At 67.5% G+C, this 20,256-nt stretch carries 21 protein-coding genes; 11 read left to right on the top strand and 10 right to left on the bottom strand.

Features of this window, described 5'->3' with window-relative positions; translation table 11 throughout:
* Nucleotides 1-203: 203 nt before the first annotated feature.
* Nucleotides 204-620, bottom strand: coding sequence for a cytochrome c oxidase subunit 4 (locus tag ACFW6D_RS28720; RefSeq protein ID WP_379235760.1), 417 nt, complete (start codon nt 618-620; stop codon nt 204-206).
* Nucleotides 621-630: 10 nt separating this feature from the next.
* Nucleotides 631-1,629, bottom strand: coding sequence for a cytochrome c oxidase subunit II (locus tag ACFW6D_RS28715; protein WP_379333224.1), 999 nt, complete (start codon nt 1,627-1,629; stop codon nt 631-633).
* Between the two features lie 475 nt (nt 1,630-2,104).
* Between ACFW6D_RS28715 and asnB the strand changes: the two genes are divergently transcribed.
* Entirely contained in the window at nt 2,105-4,048 is a 1,944-nt protein-coding gene (gene asnB, locus ACFW6D_RS28710; RefSeq protein ID WP_379333222.1) for an asparagine synthase (glutamine-hydrolyzing), read from the top strand.
* A gap of 126 nt (nt 4,049-4,174) precedes the next feature.
* On the opposite strand, the gene ACFW6D_RS28705 is transcribed toward asnB, so the two are convergent.
* Together ACFW6D_RS28705 and ACFW6D_RS28700 are read right to left on the bottom strand one after the other, a co-directional pair.
* Entirely contained in the window at nt 4,175-5,101 is a 927-nt protein-coding gene (locus ACFW6D_RS28705; RefSeq protein ID WP_379333220.1) for a carbohydrate kinase family protein, read from the bottom strand.
* Nucleotides 5,102-5,492: 391 nt separating this feature from the next.
* Nucleotides 5,493-5,849: an iron-sulfur cluster assembly accessory protein gene (locus ACFW6D_RS28700; protein ID WP_056816608.1), complete on the bottom strand. Its 357-nt coding sequence runs from the start codon at nt 5,847-5,849 to the stop codon at nt 5,493-5,495.
* Between the two features lie 314 nt (nt 5,850-6,163).
* Between ACFW6D_RS28700 and ACFW6D_RS28695 the strand changes: the two genes are divergently transcribed.
* Complete coding sequence (locus ACFW6D_RS28695) at nt 6,164-6,763, top strand: DUF3043 domain-containing protein (protein ID WP_379333219.1); 600 nt, start codon at nt 6,164-6,166, stop codon at nt 6,761-6,763.
* 239 nt (nt 6,764-7,002) lie between these two features.
* Here ACFW6D_RS28695 and ACFW6D_RS28690 read toward each other — a convergent pair whose 3' ends face one another.
* On the bottom strand, nt 7,003-7,170 hold the full coding sequence (locus ACFW6D_RS28690; RefSeq protein ID WP_379333215.1) for a hypothetical protein: 168 nt from the start codon (nt 7,168-7,170) through the stop codon (nt 7,003-7,005).
* An 85-nt stretch (nt 7,171-7,255) separates the two neighbouring features.
* On the opposite strand from ACFW6D_RS28690, the gene ACFW6D_RS28685 reads away from it, so the two are divergent.
* Nucleotides 7,256-8,209 (top strand): helix-turn-helix domain-containing protein, encoded by a 954-nt coding sequence (locus ACFW6D_RS28685; protein ID WP_379333213.1) that lies wholly within the window; start codon nt 7,256-7,258, stop codon nt 8,207-8,209.
* A 3-nt stretch (nt 8,210-8,212) separates the two neighbouring features.
* Here ACFW6D_RS28685 and ACFW6D_RS28680 read toward each other — a convergent pair whose 3' ends face one another.
* Entirely contained in the window at nt 8,213-8,668 is a 456-nt protein-coding gene (locus ACFW6D_RS28680; protein ID WP_379333211.1) for a hypothetical protein, read from the bottom strand.
* Nucleotides 8,665-9,120, bottom strand: a complete 456-nt coding sequence (locus ACFW6D_RS28675) for a MarR family winged helix-turn-helix transcriptional regulator (protein WP_379333209.1) — start codon at nt 9,118-9,120, stop codon at nt 8,665-8,667. Before ACFW6D_RS28675 ends, ACFW6D_RS28680 begins: the two co-directional genes overlap by 4 nt.
* Before the next feature lie 200 nt (nt 9,121-9,320).
* On the opposite strand from ACFW6D_RS28675, the gene ACFW6D_RS28670 reads away from it, so the two are divergent.
* The 5 genes from ACFW6D_RS28670 to ACFW6D_RS28650 all read left to right on the top strand — a co-directional run bounded on the left by ACFW6D_RS28670 (nt 9,321) and on the right by ACFW6D_RS28650 (nt 13,820).
* Nucleotides 9,321-10,229, top strand: a complete 909-nt coding sequence (locus ACFW6D_RS28670) for an alpha/beta hydrolase (protein ID WP_379333207.1) — start codon at nt 9,321-9,323, stop codon at nt 10,227-10,229.
* A gap of 45 nt (nt 10,230-10,274) precedes the next feature.
* On the top strand, nt 10,275-10,811 hold the full coding sequence (cobU, locus tag ACFW6D_RS28665; protein ID WP_379333205.1) for a bifunctional adenosylcobinamide kinase/adenosylcobinamide-phosphate guanylyltransferase: 537 nt from the start codon (nt 10,275-10,277) through the stop codon (nt 10,809-10,811).
* Between the two features lie 76 nt (nt 10,812-10,887).
* Nucleotides 10,888-11,955: a nicotinate-nucleotide--dimethylbenzimidazole phosphoribosyltransferase gene (cobT, locus tag ACFW6D_RS28660; protein ID WP_379333203.1), complete on the top strand. Its 1,068-nt coding sequence runs from the start codon at nt 10,888-10,890 to the stop codon at nt 11,953-11,955.
* 271 nt (nt 11,956-12,226) lie between these two features.
* On the top strand, nt 12,227-12,973 hold the full coding sequence (locus tag ACFW6D_RS28655; protein ID WP_379333201.1) for an adenosylcobinamide-GDP ribazoletransferase: 747 nt from the start codon (nt 12,227-12,229) through the stop codon (nt 12,971-12,973).
* A gap of 133 nt (nt 12,974-13,106) precedes the next feature.
* Nucleotides 13,107-13,820: an MBL fold metallo-hydrolase gene (locus tag ACFW6D_RS28650; protein ID WP_379333199.1), complete on the top strand. Its 714-nt coding sequence runs from the start codon at nt 13,107-13,109 to the stop codon at nt 13,818-13,820.
* A 55-nt stretch (nt 13,821-13,875) separates the two neighbouring features.
* On the opposite strand, the gene ACFW6D_RS28645 is transcribed toward ACFW6D_RS28650, so the two are convergent.
* Both ACFW6D_RS28645 and gcvT read right to left on the bottom strand, forming a co-directional pair.
* Nucleotides 13,876-14,973 (bottom strand): branched-chain amino acid aminotransferase, encoded by a 1,098-nt coding sequence (locus tag ACFW6D_RS28645; RefSeq protein WP_379333197.1) that lies wholly within the window; start codon nt 14,971-14,973, stop codon nt 13,876-13,878.
* Between the two features lie 35 nt (nt 14,974-15,008).
* On the bottom strand, nt 15,009-16,109 hold the full coding sequence (gene gcvT / locus ACFW6D_RS28640) for a glycine cleavage system aminomethyltransferase GcvT (RefSeq protein WP_379333195.1): 1,101 nt from the start codon (nt 16,107-16,109) through the stop codon (nt 15,009-15,011).
* Between the two features lie 293 nt (nt 16,110-16,402).
* Between gcvT and ACFW6D_RS28635 the strand changes: the two genes are divergently transcribed.
* Both ACFW6D_RS28635 and ACFW6D_RS28630 read left to right on the top strand, forming a co-directional pair.
* Nucleotides 16,403-17,992, top strand: a complete 1,590-nt coding sequence (locus ACFW6D_RS28635; protein WP_379333193.1) for a phosphatase PAP2 family protein — start codon at nt 16,403-16,405, stop codon at nt 17,990-17,992.
* Nucleotides 17,993-18,075: 83 nt separating this feature from the next.
* Nucleotides 18,076-18,732, top strand: coding sequence for a nucleotidyltransferase domain-containing protein (locus tag ACFW6D_RS28630; protein ID WP_379333191.1), 657 nt, complete (start codon nt 18,076-18,078; stop codon nt 18,730-18,732).
* 118 nt (nt 18,733-18,850) lie between these two features.
* Here the strand turns inward: ACFW6D_RS28630 and ACFW6D_RS28625 are convergent, their stop codons facing one another.
* Entirely contained in the window at nt 18,851-19,840 is a 990-nt protein-coding gene (locus tag ACFW6D_RS28625) for a hypothetical protein (RefSeq protein ID WP_379333189.1), read from the bottom strand.
* A 160-nt stretch (nt 19,841-20,000) separates the two neighbouring features.
* On the opposite strand from ACFW6D_RS28625, the gene ACFW6D_RS28620 reads away from it, so the two are divergent.
* Nucleotides 20,001-20,249, top strand: a complete 249-nt coding sequence (locus tag ACFW6D_RS28620; protein WP_379333187.1) for an excalibur calcium-binding domain-containing protein — start codon at nt 20,001-20,003, stop codon at nt 20,247-20,249.
* Nucleotides 20,250-20,256 lie beyond the last annotated feature (7 nt).

The following is a 20,256-nucleotide window of genomic DNA, read 5'->3' as shown; positions in this document are numbered from 1 at the left end:
CCGTTGCTGGAGGCTTCGCCTCGGACGCAACGGCGGCTAACTCGCGGCCGGGCCGCTACGCCGCTGCGCGGCGGACCCTCCTCGAGGTGGGGTCGTGGGGGGCTGGGTTTGGGGGGCGTGCGGGGGTCCTAGGTTTTGGGTGGCTGACACATAAAGAGAGGCTCCCACCGTTTTGGTGGGAGCCTCTCTTATGTGTCTGTGGCTCAGTGCTTTTCGGCACCCAAGTAGTACTCGAACACCAGGCCGGCGGAAGCGGCGAGAACCAGCACCACGCCGAGGCCGATCAGCCAGAACTGGAAGAACGCCAGGCCCAGGGCGGTGACCGAACCGGCGGCCGCCAGGGTGATGGGCCAGAAGCTACCGGGCGAGAAGAAGCCCAGGTCACCGGCGCCGTCGACGATCTCGGCCTCTTCGTAGTCCTCGGGCCGCAGGTCGATGCGGCGCGCGACGAACCGGAAGTAGGTGCCGATGATCAGCGACAGGCCCGCGGTCAGCACGATCGCGGTGGTGCCTGCCCACTCGATGCCGGTGCGTGACTGAGCGGTGAAGAAGCCGTAGACGATGCCCACCAGGATGAAGAACGCCGTGAGCAGTTCGAAGATCCGCGCTTCGATCCTCATATCAGAATCCTCACTTGCTTTCGTTCAACGAAGCGCTCTTGATGTCGCGCTTGGTGTTGAAGGGGTACGTGGAGGTCGCCACCGGCGACTCGCCGATCGAGGCCAGGGCCTCACCGTTGGTCATGCCGGACTCACGTGCCTTGATGTACTGGGCGAACTTCTCCGGCGAGACCGCGCGGACTTCGAAGTTCATCATCGAGTGGTACGTGCCGCACATTTCGGCGCAGCGGCCGACGAACGCGCCTTCCTTCTCGATCTCGGAGATCTGGAAGACGTTGTCGGACTGGTTTTCCTTCGGGTTCGGCATCACGTCGCGCTTGAACATGAACTCCGGCACCCAGAAGGCGTGGATCACGTCGGCGGCGGCGAGCTGGAACTCGATGCGCTTGCCGGTGGGCAGCACCAGGACCGGGATCTCGGTGCTGGAACCGAAGGTCTCGATCTTGTCGTAGTGCAGGTACGAGAGGATGTCGTTGGCCGGCTTGCCGTGCAACGGACCCGGCTGCGGGTGACCCTCGTCGTTCTTGAGCTCACGGTATTCCTTGAGCTGGTCTTCGTTCAGCAGCTCCCGCTCGGTGTCGATACCGTTGTGGGTGAGACCGGCGACGTTGTTCACGTTGCGGTAGCCGAACTTCCAGTTCCACTGGAAGGCGGTCACGTCGACGGTGACATCGGGGTTGTCGTGCTTCTCGTGCACGTAGTTCTGCACGACCACGGTGAAGTAGAACAGCACCGCGATAATCACGAACGGGATCGCCGTGTAGGTCAGTTCCAGCGACACGTTGTAACCGGTCTGGCGCGGGAACTCCGGGGAGTTCTTGCGCTTGCGGTGGAAGATGACCGTCCAGAAGGTCAGACCCCAGACCAGCACGCCCATGACGAGCGCGGCCAGCACCGACCAGGTCCACAGCTCACGCATCCGGGCGGCCTCGGGGGTGATACCCGACGGCCAACCGAACCGGAGCCAAACATTGTCGATCGAGCAGCCCGAGACGAGCATCGCGGTCATCCCCAGGGATACCGCCAGCCCGGCCCGCCGAAGGATCCGGCCCTGCCGACCCTTCTCGGGTCGTGCCCCGATCTCTTCGCTCGCCTTGTGCGCCACGCTCACGCCTTCCTGGTCGCCACACATTCCGACACATTGCGTCGTCACAGGCGGCGATTCGCCCGCTCCGACACCTCTTCAAAGCAGTTTCAGGCCTTTCGAAGTATTGCCGCTGTGACGCACGCACACCTGAGAAGGACCTGAGTACTACGCAGCGTAGACCAAAGCGGGCACTGTCTTGTCGCGGGGTCACTTTCGACACTCCGCCGTGACCGCGTCGATCATCGCGACCTGCGGTTTGGCCCTTGTCTGCCCCGCGCGCACCCCATGCGAGCGGGCGAGCGCGGCGTGTCGGGTGGGTGTGCGGCATACTCGGACACAGCGTTTCGGCCCGTTTTGTGGCCACCCATCATCGATCGAGAGAAGGTTGGGCGACACCGTGTGCGGACTGCTCGGATTCCTGACAGCTGATGCCGCGACGACTGCGGTGGTCGATCAGGTCTACGACGCGCTGCACTGCCAGCGGCATCGTGGCCCGGACGAGAAGGGCACCTGGCACGACGATCACATGATCTTCGGCTTCAACCGCCTGTCGATCATCGATATCGAGCACTCGCACCAGCCGCTGCGCTGGGGCCCCGCGGACAACCCGCAGCGCTACGCGATGACGTTCAACGGCGAGATCTACAACTACCTCGAGCTGCGCGAGCAGTTGGCCGCCGAGCACGGCGCCGAATTCCCCGACGGCAAGATCTTCGCCACCGGCGGCGACGGGGAGGCCATCGTGGCCGCCTTCCACTTCTGGGGCCCCGAGGCCGTGCGCAAGCTGCGCGGCATGTTCGCCTTCGCGATCTGGGACACCGAGACCTCGGAGTTGTTCCTCGCGCGCGATCCGTTCGGCATCAAGCCGCTGTTCATCGCGACCGGCCCCGGCGGCACTGCCTTCGCCAGCGAGAAGAAGAGCCTCCTGGAGCTGCTGAGCCCGCTGCAACTGTCCGACGAGCTCGACCCGCGCGCGCTCGAGCACTACACGGTGCTGCAGTACGTGCCAGAGCCCGAGTCGCTGCACAAGAACATCCGCCGCCTCGAATCCGGCAACTACGCCACCGTGAAGGTCGGCCAGGAGCAGGTGGTCACCCGCTACTTCCGCCCCGACTTCCGGGTTCGCCCGTTCGTCGCAGGTTCGGAGAAGGCGCGCTACGCCGAGATCGCCGCCGCTTTGGAGGACTCGGTCGCCAAGCACATGCGCGCCGATGTGACCGTCGGTTCGTTCCTGTCCGGCGGCATCGACTCCACCGCCATCGCCGCGCTGGCCATGCGCCACAACCCGAAGCTGATCACCTTCACCACCGGGTTCGAGCGCGAGGGTTACTCCGAGGTCGACGTGGCCGCCGAGAGCGCCGAGCTGATCGGCGCCCGCCACATCGTGAAGGTGGTCTCCCCCGCCGAGTTCGCCGCCGCGATCCCCGAGATCGTCTGGTACCTCGACGACCCGGTCGCCGACCCGGCGCTTGTCCCGCTGTACTTCGTGGCCAAGGAAGCCCGCAAGCACGTCAAGGTGGTGCTCTCCGGTGAGGGCGCCGACGAACTGTTCGGCGGCTACACGATCTACAAGGAACCGTTGTCGCTCAAGCCCTTCGAGTACCTGCCCGCCGGTGCGCGCAAGCTGCTCGGCCGCCTCGGCGACAAGATGCCCGACGGCAAGCGCGGCAAGTCCCTGCTCCAGCGCGGCTCGCTGTCCCTCGAAGACCGCTACTACGGCAACGCCCGCAGCTTCAACGACGCCCAGCTGCGCGCGGTCCTGCGCGACTTCCGCCCCGAGTGGACCCACCAGGACGTCACCGCCCCCATCTACGCCCAGTCCGCGGGCTGGGACCCGGTCGCCCGCATGCAGCACCTCGACCTGTTCACCTGGCTGCGCGGCGACATCCTGGTCAAGGCCGACAAGATGACCATGGCCAACTCCCTGGAACTGCGCGTGCCGTTCCTCGACAACGAGGTCATGCGCGTCGCCGAAGGCATCCCCTTCGACCAGAAGATCACCAAGGAAACCTCCAAGTACGCCCTGCGCCAGGCCCTGGACGGCATCGTCCCCGACCACGTCCTCAACCGCGCCAAGCTCGGCTTCCCGGTCCCCCTACGCCACTGGCTGCGCGGCACCGAACTCTACGACTGGGCCGAAACCCAAATCGCCGAATCCCAAACCGACCACCTGATCGACAAGGCCGCGGTCCTGCAAATGCTCCGCGACCACAAGGCGGGCCTCTCCGACCACAGCCGCCGCCTCTGGACCGTCCTGGTCTTCATGGTCTGGCACGGCATCTTCGTAGAAGACCGCATCAAGCCCGACATCCAGGAACCGGCCTACCCGGTCTCCCTCTAACCTACGAACGCCCCCGGAAACCCCGGGGGCGTTCGCGTACTCCACCAGCTTTCAAGATCACCATGCCCTGGTGCAGGTCGCTACTCGGGCGACGCTCGCGCCATTACATGGTGATCAACTGACCGACTAGAGCAAGACGGCCAGGTCGTCGGCGGCGTCGGTGCCGTAGGCCTTGGTGAGGCGTTCCTTGGCGTCTTCGGTGTTGAGGGTCCACTCCTGGGTGCCGGTGGTTTCCAGGATGAGGACCGCGATCAGGGAGCCGAGTTGGGCGGAGCGTTCCAGAGACAGGCCGGCGCGGTGGGCGGTGAGGAAGCCCGCGCGGAAGCCGTCGCCGACGCCGGTGGGGTCGATCTTGGCGACCTCGGGGACAACGTTGACGCGGACCTCGGTGCCGTCGGCGTCGACCACGAGCACGCCCTCCGAACCCAGGGTGGTGACGCGGATGCCGACCTTGGCGGTGATCTCGGCTTCGCTCAGGCCGGTCTTCTGCTGCAGCAGGGCCCACTCGTACTTGTTGGTGAACAGGTAGGCGGCGCCGTCGACCAGCTCGGTCGCCTGCTCGCCGTCGAGGCGGGCCAGCTGCTGCGACGGGTCGGCCGCATAGGCGATGCCCTGTGCCTTGGCCTGGCGGGTGTGCGCGACCATCGCCTCGGGATCGTTGGCCCCGACCAGCACCAGGTCGATGTCGTGCGCGGCGGCGATCGCGGCGATGTCGATATCGCGCGCCTCGCTCATCGCACCCGGGTAGAACGACGCGATCTGCGCCATCGTCTCGTCGGTGGTGCACACGAAACGCGCGGTGTGCGCCTTCTCGGAGATGTGCACCGCCGAGCACTCGACACCACTGGCCTCAAGCCACTGCCGGTACTCGGCGAAATCGGCGCCGACAGCACCGACCAGCACCGGCCGCTGCTTCAGCAGACCCATCGCGTAGGCGATGTTGCCCGCCACTCCGCCACGGCGGATCTGCAGATCGTCGACGAGGAAGCTCAGGGACACATGATCGAGTTGATCGGCGAGCAGCGCATCGGCGAACCGGCCGGGAAAGCGCATGAGGTGGTCGGTGGCAATGGATGCGGACACGGCAACAGACACGAGGCAGGGCCCCTTCGACGCTAGAGGTGGGAAACAGAAAAAGCCCGGGACCATACGATCCCGGACTTCAACGGTAGCAAGCGCCGCACCCCCTGTGGTTCACCTCAGCGCAACCGCGTCGAAAGCGAAAACCCTCACGAGCGAACCGCTACTCCCCCGCAACACATCTGCGACTCGGTGACCACCCTCGCGAGTGAATCGCAGCGCCTTGAGCGACCACTTACGGACTCTCAACTCGCCCACCACGTTTTCGGCCGCCCCGGATCCGAGGGGCGAGACGTAACGCCGAAGGCGCAGTATCGCCCCTCGGATTCGGGGTTACGAGGCCGAAAACCCGCGGCGCCAGCCGCTAGTTAAAACTGTCGCCGCAGGCGCAGGAACCGGTGGCCTGCGGGTTGTCGATGGTGAAGCCCTGCTTCTCGATGGTGTCGACGAAGTCGATCGAGGCGCCGTCGATGTACGGGGCGCTCATGCGGTCGACGGCCAGCTTCACGCCGGAGAACTCGACGACGATGTCACCATCGAGGATGCGGTCGTCGAAGAACAGCTGGTAGCGCAGGCCGGCACAGCCACCGGGCTGCACGGCGATGCGCAGGGCAAGGTCGTCGCGACCCTCCTGGTCGAGCAGCGCCTTCGCCTTGATGGCGGCAGCGTCGGTCAGCGTCGCACCGTGGGTCTCGGTGGCGGTCTCGTTCTGCACAGTCATGGACACTCCTAGTTCGACTCAGCCCGTCAACGGACCTCAGGTGCACAGCGCACGACTGAATTCAACGCTGTCGCAGCAACTGCTATTCCTATTTTGCCACCCTCGGCGCAGCCAGTAGACGCCACCTGGGTGCTTGTGCCCACACTACGCCCTACAGCGACGTGATCTGCGTCGCAGACCAGCCGGTATGAGACGGGGCCCACCGCTGAGCGGACCGCATTTCCCGATGCTCGGCCCCATCGAATAGCCTGGTGAACGTGAAATTGTTCCGTCGCGACGAGTCCAGCACCATCGACGAGTCCGTCGACCCGTCGGTGACCGGCTCCGATCAGGCCGCCGCCACCGCTTCGACCACCCCTGGCAAGGGCAGGCCCACACCGAAAAGGCGTGAGGCAGAAGGCAAGCGGCGCGGCCCGGTCGCGCCCGCTCCGCTCACCGCCAAGGAAGCCCGCGCCCGCCGCAAGGCCGTCAAGGGGACCAAACAGGACCGCAAGGCCGCCGCGGCCGACCGCCGCGCTGCCGTGCAGGACCGCCGCGCGCGCATGCTCGCCGGCGAGGACAAGTACCTGCTGCCCCGCGATCAGGGCCCGGTCCGCGCCTATGTGCGCGACCTGGTCGATGCCCGCCGCAACCTGGTCGGCCTGTTCATGCCGATGGCGCTGGTGCTGATCCTGTCGATGTTCGTGGCCCCCGGCCTGCAGACGATCGTCACCCTGGCGATGCTGGTGATGATGGTCTTCATGATCATCGAGGGCTTCGTCCTGGGCAAGATCGTGAACAACCGGGTGATCGAGCGTTTCCCCGACACCACCGACTCCGGGTTCAAGCTGGGCTGGTACGCCTTCGTCCGCGCTTCGCAGATCCGCAAGATGCGGGCCCCGAAGCCGCGCGTCGGCCCGGGCGACGCGGTTTAGAGAGCTGTATTTTTTTGCGGCTGGCGCCGCGGGTTTTCGGCCTCGTAACCCCGGATCCGAGGGGCGATACTGCGGCTTCGCCGTTACGTATCGCCCCTCGGATCCGGGGCGGCCGAAAACGTGGTGGTTGGGTTGGGAGTCCGTAAGTGGTTGCGGGGGCCTGGCGATTCGCTCGTGAGGGTGGGCGCTTTCACCGTTCACTTTCAACGGTGGCTGGGCGGATGTAGCCCGCGCGACCTTCACTGATGGCTGGGGCGGATGTAGCCTGCGTAGCCGGCGATGGCCTTCAGTTCGGCGTCCATGCGCTGGGCGTCGCGGTCGATGATTCCGGTGGATCCGGCGGTGCCGCGACCGATCAGTACGGCGAGTCCGATGATGACGGTGAGGACGATCAGAAAAGTAAGCATGGCAGTAATTTTGCGCTCGATGATTTTCAGCCGAAAGTGGCTGTTCTGTCATTGTGCGTAAAGATTCGGCCAGCTACGATGAGGCATGCTGTCGAAGGTTGCCGTGGTCCTCAACGATCACCTCGCCATGTTCGAATTCGGTGTCGTCTGTGAGGTTTTCGGCCTCGACCGTACCGCCGACGGCCTGCCCGGCTTCGACTTCCGGGTGTGCGGCGCCGAGCCTGGCAAACCACTGCGCTCCACCACCCCTGGCATCTCCGTCGCTCCCGACTTCGGCCTCGACCAGCTCGCCGACGCCGACCTGGTCGCCATCCCGGCCTCCCCGATCGGCCGGTACGACGATCGGGTACTCGAGGCAGTGCACGACGCCGCCGCGGGGGGCGCGACCGTGCTCACCGTCTGCTCGGGCGCGTTCCTGGCCGGCGCGGCGGGCCTACTCGACGGCCGCAAGTGCACCACCCACTGGCGCTACGTCGACAAACTCGCAGCGATGTTCCCCGAGGCCACCGTCGACCCGGACGTCCTGTTCGTCGACGAGGGCAACCTGATCACCAGCGCGGGCACCGCCGCAGGCATCGATGCCTGCCTGCACCTGGTCCGCCGCGAGATCGGCACCGCCGCCGCCAACTCCATCGCACGCCGCATGGTCGTCCCCCCGCAGCGCGACGGCGGCCAGCGCCAGTTCATCGAGCAACCGGTGCCCGAATGCAGCTCGGTCGGCCTGTCGACCACCCTGGCCTGGCTCACCGAGAACCTCACCCACCCGCACACCGTCGACGAACTGGCGGCCCGTTCGAACATGTCCACCCGCACCTTCGCCCGCCGCTTCGCCGCCGAGACCGGCACCACCCCGGTCAAATGGCTCACCACCCAGCGCGTACTGTTCGCCAAGCAACTCCTCGAGGGCACCGACATGGCCCTGGAACGCATCGCCGACGAGTCCGGCTTCGGCTCCGGCGCCCTGCTGCGCCACCACTTCCAGCGCCAGGTCGGCATCGCCCCCACTGAATACCGCCGCCGCTTCGGCGCCGCGAGTTGAGGCTCAGCCCCGCGCGGGGCTGCGCTTCCCGAAGCGGCCGGTGACCCGGAAACCATCGCGAACATTGAGCGACATGAGCACGATATTGGTTGCACCGGCGAGCAATTCGAGCGCCTGCACGCCGTAGAACAGCGGACCGAACTCGTCCCGGTCGACGAGCACCGCCAGCGTGATCGCCGAGGGGATCAGCACGAGCAGTCCGTTCCCGGCGATGAACGGCATCCGACGCTTCTTGGCGAGGATGTCGGGCATCGCCGAATCCCCGGCCAGCCGGAAGCCGGTGCCGCCCGTGATCGCGAGCGCGAGAACCAGAATCGGCAACCCCCATGGGATGGCCTGCTTCACCGCGACGATCGCGGCCTTGGATCCGCTGAGTTCGCTCAGCACCGTCGAAGTCCAGAAGGTGAGAACGGTGAGCAATCCGACGGTGCCAGCGATGGGATGGATCCGGGATGTCATGGTGTGCCCTTCTCGAGATTGCCGATCGACTGGCGAGCCATACGCAGGAATTCGTCGGCGCTCGCGTCGGAAAAACCTTGGGTAGCAAGGTCGTTCACCTCCCGAGCGGCTGCGATCAGCGCGGTGCGTAGTGCGCGGGATCGGTCGGTGAGATAGATCAGCGCCCGTCTGCCGTCGCGCGGATCGGCGATGCGCCGAACGAGGCCGTCTCGCTCCATCCGTTTGAGGGTGTGGGCCATCGTCGACTGGTCGATCCGTACTTTCTCGCAGAGTTGCAGCTGCGAGATCCCCTCCTCCTCGTACAGCGCGAGCAGTTGAGCGAATTGCCCCGGCACCACCCCGTGTTCGGCGATGCGATCGCGCAGCGCCTGTTCCATGAGCCGGGCGAGGTGATTGACCACGTACCCCAGCGAGGTGCCCCGGCCCATCGGAGGCTGTTCGATCTGTTCCATCCCCACCTCCGTTGTCGCGGCATCTCCGCTGAATTCACAATACATGGCAAGCCATATATTTGCGATGGGTCCTGTGAAGGGCCACAACCGGCTTGACTCGAACATCGGAAACTGATCAGCTCACTGATGTGTTGCACGCGGGGTGGGGAAGATTTCGTCAACTGAGCCGAGCGCTCGCGATCATTACGGCGACCACGGTCGTGTCGTTCGCCGGTACGTCCGCGGCGGTCGCCGCGCCGCTCTCGGCACCCGTGATGCGTACGCCCGCAGGCGGTTTCGAGGAACTGTTCGTGCCGTCGAGCATGGGCCCGATCAAGGTTCAGGTGCAGTGGGCCGCGCGCGGTGGCAGCTCCGCGCTGTACCTGCTCGACGGCCTGCGCGCCCCCGGCGACCACAGCCAGTGGACCACCGACACCGATGCCTTGCGCCAATTCGCCGGTGACAACGTCACTTTGGTGTTCCCGGTCGGCGGGCACTCCAGTTTCTACACCGACTGGTACCGCCCCAGCAGCACCAACGGGCAGAAGACCATCTACAAGTGGGAGACGTTCCTCACTCGCGAACTCCCTGCTTTCCTTGCGGGATACGGGGTTTCGCGTACCAACAACGCGATCATCGGCGCGTCCATGGGCGGCAATGCCGCACTGACCCTCGCAGCCCACCACCGCGACCAGTTCCGCTTCGCCGGTTCGTTCTCCGGTTTCGTCAACCCCACCTACCCGATGTGGAACGAAGCCATGCGCGCCGCCATGCGCGACGAGGGCAACTTCAACGTCGACGACATGTGGGGCCCGGCGAGCGACCCCGCCTGGGCCCGCAACGACGCGACCGTCCAGGCCGAACGTCTGCGCGGCCTGCCCCTCTACGTCACCACCGGCAACGGCATCCCCGGCGCCGCCGACGTCCCCTACGGCCTCGGCAACACCCTCAACGCGATGAGCCTCGAGGCGATGACCGTGGTCGCGGCGGGCATCTTCCGCGACCGGGCCACCGCGCTCGGCATCTCCGCCCGCGTCGACATCGTCAACGGCACCCACAACTGGCCGTACTGGCAGCAGGCCCTCACGAAGGCGCGGCCGATGGTTCTGGACGCGCTCGGGGTGCGCTGACCGCACACAAGTCGACGATGCGGCCGCTATTGCTACCGTGCTCGAATGCCCGCCCCCGCTCGCCCGCCCCGCACCCTCGTGCTCGGCGGCGCCCGCTCCGGCAAGTCCGCCTTCGCCGAGAATCTCCTGACCGACGCACCCACGGTCCGCTACCTGGCGACCGCGATCCTCGATCCCGCTGATCACGACTTCGCCGACCGGATCGCCGGTCATCGCAACCGCCGCCCCGCGCACTGGACGACCGTCGAGAACACCGAGCCCGCAACAGTTCTCGCCACCGAAGCCCCCGCGACGTTGCTCGACGACATCGGCACCTGGCTCACCGCGTGTCTCGACGCGCGCAACGCTTGGGATGCGCCGCGCGGGACCGTCGTTCCCGATTGCGATGCGCTCGTCGAGGCCGTCGAGACCTACCGGGAGCGCCTTGTCATCGTGTCGCCCGAGGTGGGGATGGGTGTCATTCCGGCGACCCGGTCGGGGCGGCTGTTCCGCGACGAGATCGGCACGCTGAACCAGCGTCTCGCGCGGGCGTGCGACGAGGCGTATCTGATCGTCGCCGGGCTGCCCGTTCGATTGAAATGAGCCGGGTCGGTCGCCGCCGCGCGCCGTGATCCGGGCAAGATGGGCGTCGAACACACCACTTCCGAAAGGCTTGCCAGTGACGCACGGATTCGACCCGGTCGTGGCCCCGGACGCGCAGGTGCGCGTGGCGGCCGAGCAGCGCCAGACGCAGCTCACGAAACCGGCCGGATCGCTGGGACGGCTCGAGGAACTCGGCAACTGGGTCGCGGCCTGCCAGGGCGTTTGCCCGCCCAAGCAGTTCGAACGCGCCCGCGTGGTGCTGTTCGGGGGCGATCACGGCGTGGCGAAGCACGGTGTTTCGGCCTACCCGAGCGAAGTCACTGCCCAGATGGTGGCCAATTTCCTGGCCGGTGGCGCCGCCGTGAACGCATTGGCCGCCGTGGCGGGTGCGACCGTGCGGGTCGTCGATATCGCCGTCGACGGTGACACCGATCCGTCGGTCTCCCAGCACAAGGTGCGGCGGTCGAGCGGGTCCATCGACCGCGAGGACGCCCTCACCGACACCGAGGTCGCCGCCGCGCTGGCCGCGGGCCGTGCGATCGCCGACGAGGAGATCGATTCCGGCGCCGACCTGCTCATCGCCGGTGACATGGGCATCGGCAACACCACCCCCGCCACCGTCCTCATCGCCACCCTCACCGGCACCGAACCCGTCGCCGCCGTCGGGCGCGGCACCGGCGTCGACGACCAGGGCTGGATCCGCAAGGTCGCCGCCATCCGCGACGGCATGCGCCGCGCCCGCCCCGTCGCCGCCGACCCCGTCGACCTGCTCCGCGTCGCCGCGGGCGCCGACTTCGCCGCCATGACCGGCTTCCTCGCCCAGGCCGCCATCCGCCGCACCCCCGTCCTGCTCGACGGGGTTGTGGTCACCGCCGCGGCCCTGGTCGCCGAGGACATCGCCGCGGGTGCGAAAGCCTGGTGGCTCCCGGCCCACCGCTCCACCGAACCAGCCCACGACCTGGCCTTGAAGCATCTGCGCCTGACCCCGCTGATCGACCTCGAGATGCGCCTCGGCGAAGGCTCCGGCGCGTTGACCGCCCTGCCGATCCTGCGCGCCGCCGTCGCCACCCTCGCCGAAATGTCGACCTTCGCCGACGCGGGCGTGAGCACGTCGGCCGAGGACACCATCGACCTGGCCAAGTGAACAAGCTGTGCGCTGCGGTCGAGCGGACCCTGCCCGTCCCGCGTGGTGAAAGCGCCGACCGACTGCGAGCGCTCCCGACTCCGATCGACCACGCGAACGCCGCACCGGCCACGTGGACGCCCCGGTCGAGCATGCATATCGAACCGGCCACTGCTGCGATCGAATTCGATCGACCACACGACCCATCATGCGGACTCACCGATCGACGCGCCGCCTGCCACGAACTGAGTGCCACGAGACGACGCCCAGACGCCGGATGGGCGACCCGGTCATGAACGCGCTGCGCCTGGCGATCTCCTGGCTCACGGTCGCGCCGGTGCCGGGCCCTGCGAAGGTCGACCGGCAGACCGCTGGCCACGCGATTACCGTCGCCCCCGTGGTCGGCATCGGCCTGGGAGCGGTCGCGACGGCTGGGTTGTGGCTGCTGGTCAGTGCGGGCATGACCACTGTGCTCGCCGGTCTGCTCGCCGTCGGCCTCCTCGCGTTGCTCACCCGAGGTATGCACCTGGACGGGCTCGCCGACACCGTCGACGGGCTCGGCAGCTATGGCCCGCCGGAGCGCGCCCGCGAGATCATGAAGTCCGGCGGGGCAGGACCGTTCGGCGTCGTCGCGCTCGTCTTCGCCGTCGCGATCCAATCAGTGGCGTTCGCGGCACTGGCCGACCAGCACCGCTGGCTCGCGATCGTCCTCGCCGTCGCCGCGGGCCGAGTCGCCGTCGTGCTGGCCTGCCGGGGTACCGCCGCCGCCCCCGGCGCGGGATTCGGCGCCTTGGTCGCGGACACTCAGCCGCGCGCCGCCGTGCTGATCTGGCCCACACTCGCCGTCGTCGCCGCGATCTGGGCAGTACCGGACAACCCCTGGCTCGGCCCCGTTGTCGTGTCGGCCGCCCTCGCACTGACCGTCGCGATCACCCGCCACTGCGCCCGTCGTTTCGAAGGCCTGTCCGGCGATGTCCTCGGCGCGGTCGTGGAGATCGCGGTCTCGATCGCCGCAACGGGCTTCTCGCTGGCGTCGTAGCTGATCAGGCGATTACCGCAAACTCGTAGTGGTCACAAGTCCAAGATGTCGGCGGTTGTGTGGTCCCACAGACCGTCCGGTCAACGGTACTCGGGTGCATCGCCAGCACACCGGTGGCAATAGGGTGTAGCGCATGTCATCCGAGCGCCTCTACTTCCGCCAACTGCTGTCCGGCCGGGATTACGCCGTCGGCGATCCGATCGCGACACAGATGCGCAACTTCGCGTACCTGATCGGCGATCGGGAGACCGGCGAGACCCTCCTGGTCGACCCCGCCTACCAGGCGGGCGACCTGGTCGACGTCGCGGCGGCCGATGGCATGCGCGTGTCCGGGGTGCTCGCCACCCACCACCACCCCGACCACGTCGGTGGCACCATGCTCGGCTTCACCCTCGGCGGCGTGGCAGAACTGCTCGAGAAGACCAGCGTCCCCGTGCACGTCAACAAGCACGAACTGGACTGGGTAGCCCAGACCACCGGCATCGCCCCCAGCGAACTGACCGGCCACGACCACGGCGACAAGGTGAAGGTCGGCGCCTTCGAGATCGAGTTACTCCACACCCCGGGCCACACCCCCGGCAGCCAGTGCTTCCTGTTCGACGGCCGCCTCATCTCCGGCGACACCCTGTTCGTCGACGGCTGCGGCCGCACCGACTTCCCCGGCGGCAACACCGACGAGATGTTCAGAAGCCTCCAACAACTCGCCGCCCTGGACGGCAACCCCGTCGTCTACCCCGGCCACTGGTACTCCGAAGCACCAAGCGCCGCACTGGCAACGGTCCGCGACAGCAACTACGTCCTACGCCCGAAGTCCCTCGGCGAATGGCAAGCCTTGATGCCGGGCTGACAGCACAAGAGCGGGCCCCGCGACGGGGACCCGCTCTCGAATGCTGTTGCAGCGCTTACAGAGTGCGCATCCACCCATGCGTATCAGCAAAAGTGCCACGCTGAATCCCCGTCAACGTGTCCCGCAGCGACATCGTCACCACACCGGGCTCCCCACCACCGATAGCGAATTCCCCCTCAGCCGACTTCACCCAACCGACCGGCGTGATCACCGCCGCCGTCCCACACGCGAAAACCTCACTGATCTCACCGCTTTCGGCACCCTTGCGCCATTCCTCCACCGAAATCTTGCGCTCCTCCACCGGATAACCGGAGTCGGCCGCCAGCGTCAGCAACGAGTCGCGGGTGATACCCGGCAGCAACGATCCAGACAGCTCCGGAGTCACCAGCCGAGCCTCGGACCCGGTACCGAACACGAAGAACAGGTTGTTGGTACCCATTTCCTCGACATACCGACGCTCACAGGCATCCAGCCACACAACCTGGTCACAGCCCTGATCGGTGGCCTGCGCCTGCGCGAGCAGCGACGACGCGTAGTTGCCCGCCACCTTCGCCTCACCGGTGCCGCCGGGAGCCGCCCGCACGTACTCGGTCGACAACCACACCCGCACCGGCTTCACCCCGCGCGGGAAATAGGCCCCCGCGGGCGAGGCGAGCAGCAGGTACTTGTACGCCGAAGCAGGCTTCACCCCGAGGCCCGCCTCGGTGGAGAACATGAACGGCCGCAGATACAGCGAATCCTCGCCACCCGCCGCGGGCACCCAGTCGGCGTCCACCTCGAGCAACTGACGCACGGACTCGATGAACAACTCCTCGGGTAGCTCGGCCATCGCCATCCGCGCCGCCGACCGACGGAAACGCGCCGCGTTGGCATCGATGCGGAAGGTCGCGATCTGGCCGTCGGGCTGGCGGTAGGCCTTGAGCCCTTCGAAAATCGCCTGCCCGTAGTGGAACACCATCGTCGCCGGGTCCATCGAGAGCGGACCGTACGGCTCGACGCGCGCATTGCCCCACTCGCCGTCGGCGTAGTCGATCGACACCATGTGATCGGTGAAGAACCGTCCGAAACCGGGCGCCGCCAGTACCTCTTCCCGCTGCTGCGCCGGGGTGAGCGCGGGGTGCGGAATACGGGTGAACTGTGCGGCGACTGTCATGGTGGGAATCCTATCCGGGGGTTGCGCTACGGAATCTACTTGGTCTTGGTGTCCACGAACGGCGGCTTGACGACCGTCGCCCGCAGCTTGCGCCCACGCACGTCGACCTCTACTTCGTCGCCAGGTTCCAGCTTCGCGTCGGTGTCGAGCAGCGCCAGCGCGATGCCGACCTTCAGCGAGGGCGAGAACGTCCCCGAGGTGGTCTCACCGACCGGTGCGCCATCGCGCAGCACGGTTTGGCCCTGCCGCAGCACGCCGCGATCCAGCGCTTTGAGGCCCATCAGCGTGCGACGCGGCCCGTCGGCCTTCTCCTGCTCGAGTGCGGCCTTGCCCCAGAATTCCGGCTTCTTCCAGCCGACGGCCCAGCCGGTGCGGGCCTGGTTCGGGGTGATCTCGAGGGACAGTTCGTGTCCGTGCAGCGGGTAGCCCATCTCGGTGCGCAGGGTGTCGCGCGCGCCGAGCCCGGCCGCCTGGCCACCGGCCGCCTCGACCTGGGCGATCAGCGCACGGAACACCGGCTCCGCGTCGGCCCAGCGCGGCAGCAGCTCATAGCCGTGCTCGCCGGTGTAGCCGGTCCGGCACACGCGCACCGGGCGGCCGTCCCACTCGGCGTCGGCGTAGGCCATGTATTCCATTTCGGTGGGCAGGCCGAGGGCGGTGAGCACCTCGGTGGCCTTGGGCCCCTGCACCGCGAACACCGCGTAGTCACGGTGCTGGTCGGTCACGGTGATCCCCGCGGGCGCCACCTTCTGCAACTCCGCGACCACTGCCGCCGTGTTCGCCGCGTTCGGCACGAGGAACACCTCGTCGTCGCTGACGTAGTAGGCGATCAGATCGTCGATCACGCCGCCGTCTTCGGCGCAGCACAGCGTGTACTGCGCTTTCCCCGGCCGGATCCGGCCCAGATCATTGGTCAGCGCCGAGTTCACGAACGCCGCGGCGCCCTGGCCCGCGACCGTCGCCTTGCCGAGGTGACTCACGTCGAACAGCCCGACCGTGGTGCGGACCGCGGTGTGCTCGCCGACCGTGCCGCCGTACTGCACGGGCATCTCCCAGCCGCCGAACGGAGCGAAGGTGGCTCCGAGTTCGACATGAACAGCGTGGATGGGGCCCTCGAGCAGCGCAGTGTCGGTCATGGGCAGAGTTTAACGCCCCCACAAAGCCCGACTTGTCGCAGTGCGGAGTCTGTCCGGGCTGAGTTCAACGCCCCCACAAAGCCCGACTTGTCGCAGTGCGGAGGTCGCTTACCACTCACCTTGCCCCTGTAATTGGGGGCGCTCCGCAGGGTTCGATTTCGGTGTTTCGGTGGGAAAATCATCGCTGGACGCACCCTTGCCACGGACAGCGCCGCCCCTGCCGTCGAGGGGTGCGCGGGCGGCCCTGTCCGTACCGAAAGAGACTGACCGCCAACGGCGGTAGGGTTCTCGGTGTGAGTGAGTTGCCCCGAGCACGATTCGGCCATGTCGCCCGGATGGACGACACCATGAGCCGGGCGGTGTCCCGGATTCCGGAATCGGCGGTCGATCGCGGGATGCTGCGGTTGACGAAGTCGGCCAATACCGGCGGCCTCTGGCTGGCAGTCGCGGCGGCGCTCGCGGTGCAGCCCGGTCCCCCGCGACGGGCCGCCCTGCGCGGCGTCATCGCGCTCGGTGGCAGTAGCTTCCTGGTGAACCTCGTCCTCAAGACGCTGATCCCGCGCCGGCGACCGCCGGCCGAACTGATGCCGCTCGGGCGCAGACTGGTCGCCGCCCCAGTGTCGTCGTCGTTCCCTTCCGGCCACAGCGCCAACGCCGCCGCCTTCGCCACGGCCGTCGCCCTGGAGAGCCCGCGCGCAGCACTCGCCGTGGCGCCCGTGGCTGCCGCCGTCGCCTACTCACGCATCCACACCGGCGCGCACTGGCCGTCCGACGTGCTGGTCGGCGCGGGCGTGGGCACCGCGATCGCACTGACCACCCGTCGTTGGTGGCCGATCCGCGAGTCCGACGAGGCCGACGCGCACGTCGTGCACGATGCCCCGATCCTCGCCGGCGGCAAAGGCCTTGTGCTGCTGGTGAATCCGCGTTCGGGCGATTCCTCCTACGATCCCACCGCCGACATCGCCGAGGCCCTGCCCGCGGCGATGCTCGTGCGCACCGAACCCGGCCGTGACGCCGTCGAGCTGCTGCAGGACGCCGTCGACGCCGCAGCGGATCGCGACGACGCCGCGACGGACGACCACACCTCGGTACTCGCGGTCGGCGCGGCAGGCGGTGACGGCACGATCGCCGCCGCGGCAGCCGTCGCCGTGCGCAACAAGCTGCCCCTGGTCGTCGTCCCCGCGGGCACCCTGAACCACTTCGCCCGCGATCTCGGCGTCTACGACCTGCGCGAAGTAGCCGACGCCACCGGTGCGGGCGAGGCCGTCGAAGTCGACATCGCCGCAGTCGAATTCGACACCCCCGACGGCCGACACACCCACCACCTGATCAACACCGCCAGCATCGGCGCCTACCCCGAACTGGTGCGTCTGCGTGAGCAGTGGGAGGACCGCTGGGGCAAGTGGCCCGCGTTCGCCGCCGCGCTCGTGGTCACCCTGCGCCGCGCGGAACCGATCCACATCCGCCTCGACGACCGGTGGCACGACATGTGGTTCCTGTTCATCGGCAACGGCCCCTACCACCCGCACGGCGCGGTCCCCGCGTTCCGCTCCCGCCTCGACGAAGGCCTCCTGGACGTGCGCTGGCTGCGCGCCGACGTCCGCTTCTCCCGCACCCGCGCGGTCATCGCCCTGATGCTCGCCGCGATCGGACACAGCCGCGTCTACGGCGAACGCCAGATGCACGAACTCACCGTCACCTCCAAAGTTCCCGTCTCGGTGGCCGCCGATGGCGAAGTAGTAGGCATCGCAAAGACTTTCCGTTTCGGCATCGCGGGCCGGATCCCGGTCTACCGCCGCGACGAGGACAACCCCCGCTGGGAAAACCGTCCCCGCCCCCACCACCGCCGCCCCCTGGCCTGGCTCACCGACCGTCGACGCTGACTTCCTCACAAACCCGTCTCGTCTCGATCACCATCGCCCACAACAACCTTGCGCCCCAGGCCGGTGGTGTCGAGGATGGAGTGATGAGCTCGCCGGACGGGGGACGTCCGATCACCGCAACCGAGGCCGCCCGGCGCTGGGACCCGTGGACACCGAGCGTGGTGGCCGCCCGCCTCGCCACCTGCCCTGCTCCGTGGGCCGTCGCGGGTGGCTGGGCCCTCGACCTGTTCGCCGGGTCGATCTCCCGCGCCCACGACGACATCGAAATCACTGTCCCTCGAGGCGATTTCCTCTTTGTCGCCGACGCCTTCCCCGAATACGAGTGGGACGTCGTCGGCGACGGCAAGCTGTGGTCCTATTCCCTCGCCGCGACCCACCCCGATCTTCACCAAACCTGGCTCCGCGACCCTTTCACCGGCGCGTTCCACCTCGACGTCTTCCGTGAGCCGCACGACGGCGACACCTGGATCTGCCGCCGCGACCCCACGATCACGCTCCCGTACACCGAACTCATCCACACCACGGACAACGGCATCCCGTACCTGATCCCCGAGGTGGTGCTGCTGTTCAAGGCAAAAGCCAACCGCCCCAAGGACGCCAGCGACTTCCACCGCGTCCTGCCCCTGCTCCCGGAGTACCGGCGCGCCCGCCTGAACTCCTGGCTGACCCAACTCCATCCGGACCACCCGTGGGTCGCCGCGACCCGCGCACCGGCCGTCGGCTCGTCGTCGACGGAATAGTCGGCCCCACGACGACCGAGGGCTCGCTGCCGCCGATCGGAGTCGGCGTTCCTCGACCAAAGCCCGATTCGGCAACTCAGCTCGATCCGACTCAGATGTGGCTGGCTGGCCTGCGAAATCAGTCCGCCATCCGGCACCAATCCCGTCGATAGTCAGCCCAATCCTGCGGCGTCGCAGCGAAATCCACGTACAACGCCACTCCGAAATTCGCGCGACCCACATCGGCTTCGGTCAGGCCGAGGCGAATCCCCCGCACCGCAGCGGCGACGGTCTCGGCGGCACCGTGATGCCCCGGATCGTCGGCCCAGAAGGCAGGCGCCCCCATCAGCAGATCCACTCCGTCTGGCGTCACCTCCGCAGCGAGCTCGGTCTGCTGCGCCACGTATCCGCTGTACAACGCCCGCGTAGGCATCGCAGTGTCATACGACATCACCGCCACCTGATCAGCACGACGCGCCACCTCGGCGAAATACGCCTGACTCCACCACTTTCCGTGATCAGCGACCGCCAACCCCACCGAGTGCAGTCCCGGCAGCGGATCGATCACCGGCGCCGACACCGAAAGTGGCACGCGCGCAGCCGTTGTCACCGCCCGCGTCGCGTCCAGCAGTGCGAGAAATCCCGGCGAACCCGATCGAATCGGTTCGAGGTCGTAATGCACCCCGTCGAACCCATAGGCCAGCACCCGCCGCGCCGAGGCCACCACCCGCTCACGCGACACCGCCGATTCCACGTCCAGGCCGTCGAATTCGGGCTGCACGATATCGCCCAGCCACGACTGCACCCGAATCCCCGGTAATCGCGCGTGCACCGCGTCGACGAACCATTGCGCGCGCGGCACCAGGTCGTCGCGCAAACTCCCGTCGTGCTCCAGCGGCCCCGTGTGCACATACAAATCCCGCACCCCGGTACCCGCCAGCAACCTCCCGAGCCCCTCGATATCGGCATCGGTCTTACGCCCGTCCACCCAGGCATGCCCGAGCCACACCGCGTCCTTCCCCCTGGTCCGCGCATGCTCCGACTGCTCCCCGACGTTGTACACCAACAACGCCGCAACCACCCCCACCACCGGCAACACCCCCACCACAACCAGAACGAGCGCGACCACCCCACCCCGCACCCACCACGACCAACCCCGCCATTTCCCCCACATGAATCCCCCTCGTTCGAAGAACCCCGATCCTACCGACTGGTACCGACAGATTGATTTCGGACAATTCCCCCACTCGTGAAACACTGTGCGCCGCTACATGATCGATCGGAGAACAATGAAATACGTCGTCACCCTTGCTTCCGCTGCCATCGCGGCCTTCGCATTCGCGATCGCGACCCCTGCCACGGCGGGAGCGCAGCCGTCGAACTGCCACGACTCCTACATCCCGTGCCTACCCATCGTCAGCGATGTCGACTGCGAAGGCGGCAGTGGCAACGGGCCTGTGTACACCGGTCGTGTCCAGGTCGTCGGCCCCGACGACTACCGCCTCGACCGTGACGGGGACGGCATCGGCTGCGAGTGAACAGCAC

It is taken from the genome of Nocardia sp. NPDC058705 (genome assembly GCF_042749305.1).
Taxonomy (GTDB): domain Bacteria; phylum Actinomycetota; class Actinomycetes; order Mycobacteriales; family Mycobacteriaceae; genus Nocardia.
The sequence above is the reverse complement of the archived record's forward strand: the minus strand, read 5'-3'. Positions and strand labels throughout refer to the sequence as shown.

What these genes read in the sequence shown, in the direction of transcription:
- ACFW6D_RS28720 (WP_379235760.1), bottom strand. Translation starts at nt 620, where the DNA reads ATGAGGATCGAAGCGCGGATCTTCGAACTGCTCACGGCGTTCTTCATC.
- ACFW6D_RS28715 (WP_379333224.1), bottom strand. Translation starts at nt 1,629, where the DNA reads ATGACCGCGATGCTCGTCTCGGGCTGCTCGATCGACAATGTTTGGCTC.
- ACFW6D_RS28705 (WP_379333220.1), bottom strand. Translation starts at nt 5,101, where the DNA reads ATGCGCTTTCCCGGCCGGTTCGCCGATGCGCTGCTCGCCGATCAACTC.
- ACFW6D_RS28700 (WP_056816608.1), bottom strand. Translation starts at nt 5,849, where the DNA reads ATGACTGTGCAGAACGAGACCGCCACCGAGACCCACGGTGCGACGCTG.
- ACFW6D_RS28690 (WP_379333215.1), bottom strand. Translation starts at nt 7,170, where the DNA reads ATGCTTACTTTTCTGATCGTCCTCACCGTCATCATCGGACTCGCCGTA.
- ACFW6D_RS28685 (WP_379333213.1), top strand. Translation starts at nt 7,256, where the DNA reads ATGCTGTCGAAGGTTGCCGTGGTCCTCAACGATCACCTCGCCATGTTC.
- ACFW6D_RS28680 (WP_379333211.1), bottom strand. Translation starts at nt 8,668, where the DNA reads ATGACATCCCGGATCCATCCCATCGCTGGCACCGTCGGATTGCTCACC.
- ACFW6D_RS28675 (WP_379333209.1), bottom strand. Translation starts at nt 9,120, where the DNA reads ATGGAACAGATCGAACAGCCTCCGATGGGCCGGGGCACCTCGCTGGGG.
- cobU (WP_379333205.1), top strand. Translation starts at nt 10,275, where the DNA reads ATGCCCGCCCCCGCTCGCCCGCCCCGCACCCTCGTGCTCGGCGGCGCC.
- ACFW6D_RS28655 (WP_379333201.1), top strand. Translation starts at nt 12,227, where the DNA reads ATGAACGCGCTGCGCCTGGCGATCTCCTGGCTCACGGTCGCGCCGGTG.
- ACFW6D_RS28650 (WP_379333199.1), top strand. Translation starts at nt 13,107, where the DNA reads ATGTCATCCGAGCGCCTCTACTTCCGCCAACTGCTGTCCGGCCGGGAT.
- ACFW6D_RS28645 (WP_379333197.1), bottom strand. Translation starts at nt 14,973, where the DNA reads ATGACAGTCGCCGCACAGTTCACCCGTATTCCGCACCCCGCGCTCACC.
- gcvT (WP_379333195.1), bottom strand. Translation starts at nt 16,109, where the DNA reads ATGACCGACACTGCGCTGCTCGAGGGCCCCATCCACGCTGTTCATGTC.
- ACFW6D_RS28630 (WP_379333191.1), top strand. Translation starts at nt 18,076, where the DNA reads ATGAGCTCGCCGGACGGGGGACGTCCGATCACCGCAACCGAGGCCGCC.
- ACFW6D_RS28620 (WP_379333187.1), top strand. Translation starts at nt 20,001, where the DNA reads ATGAAATACGTCGTCACCCTTGCTTCCGCTGCCATCGCGGCCTTCGCA.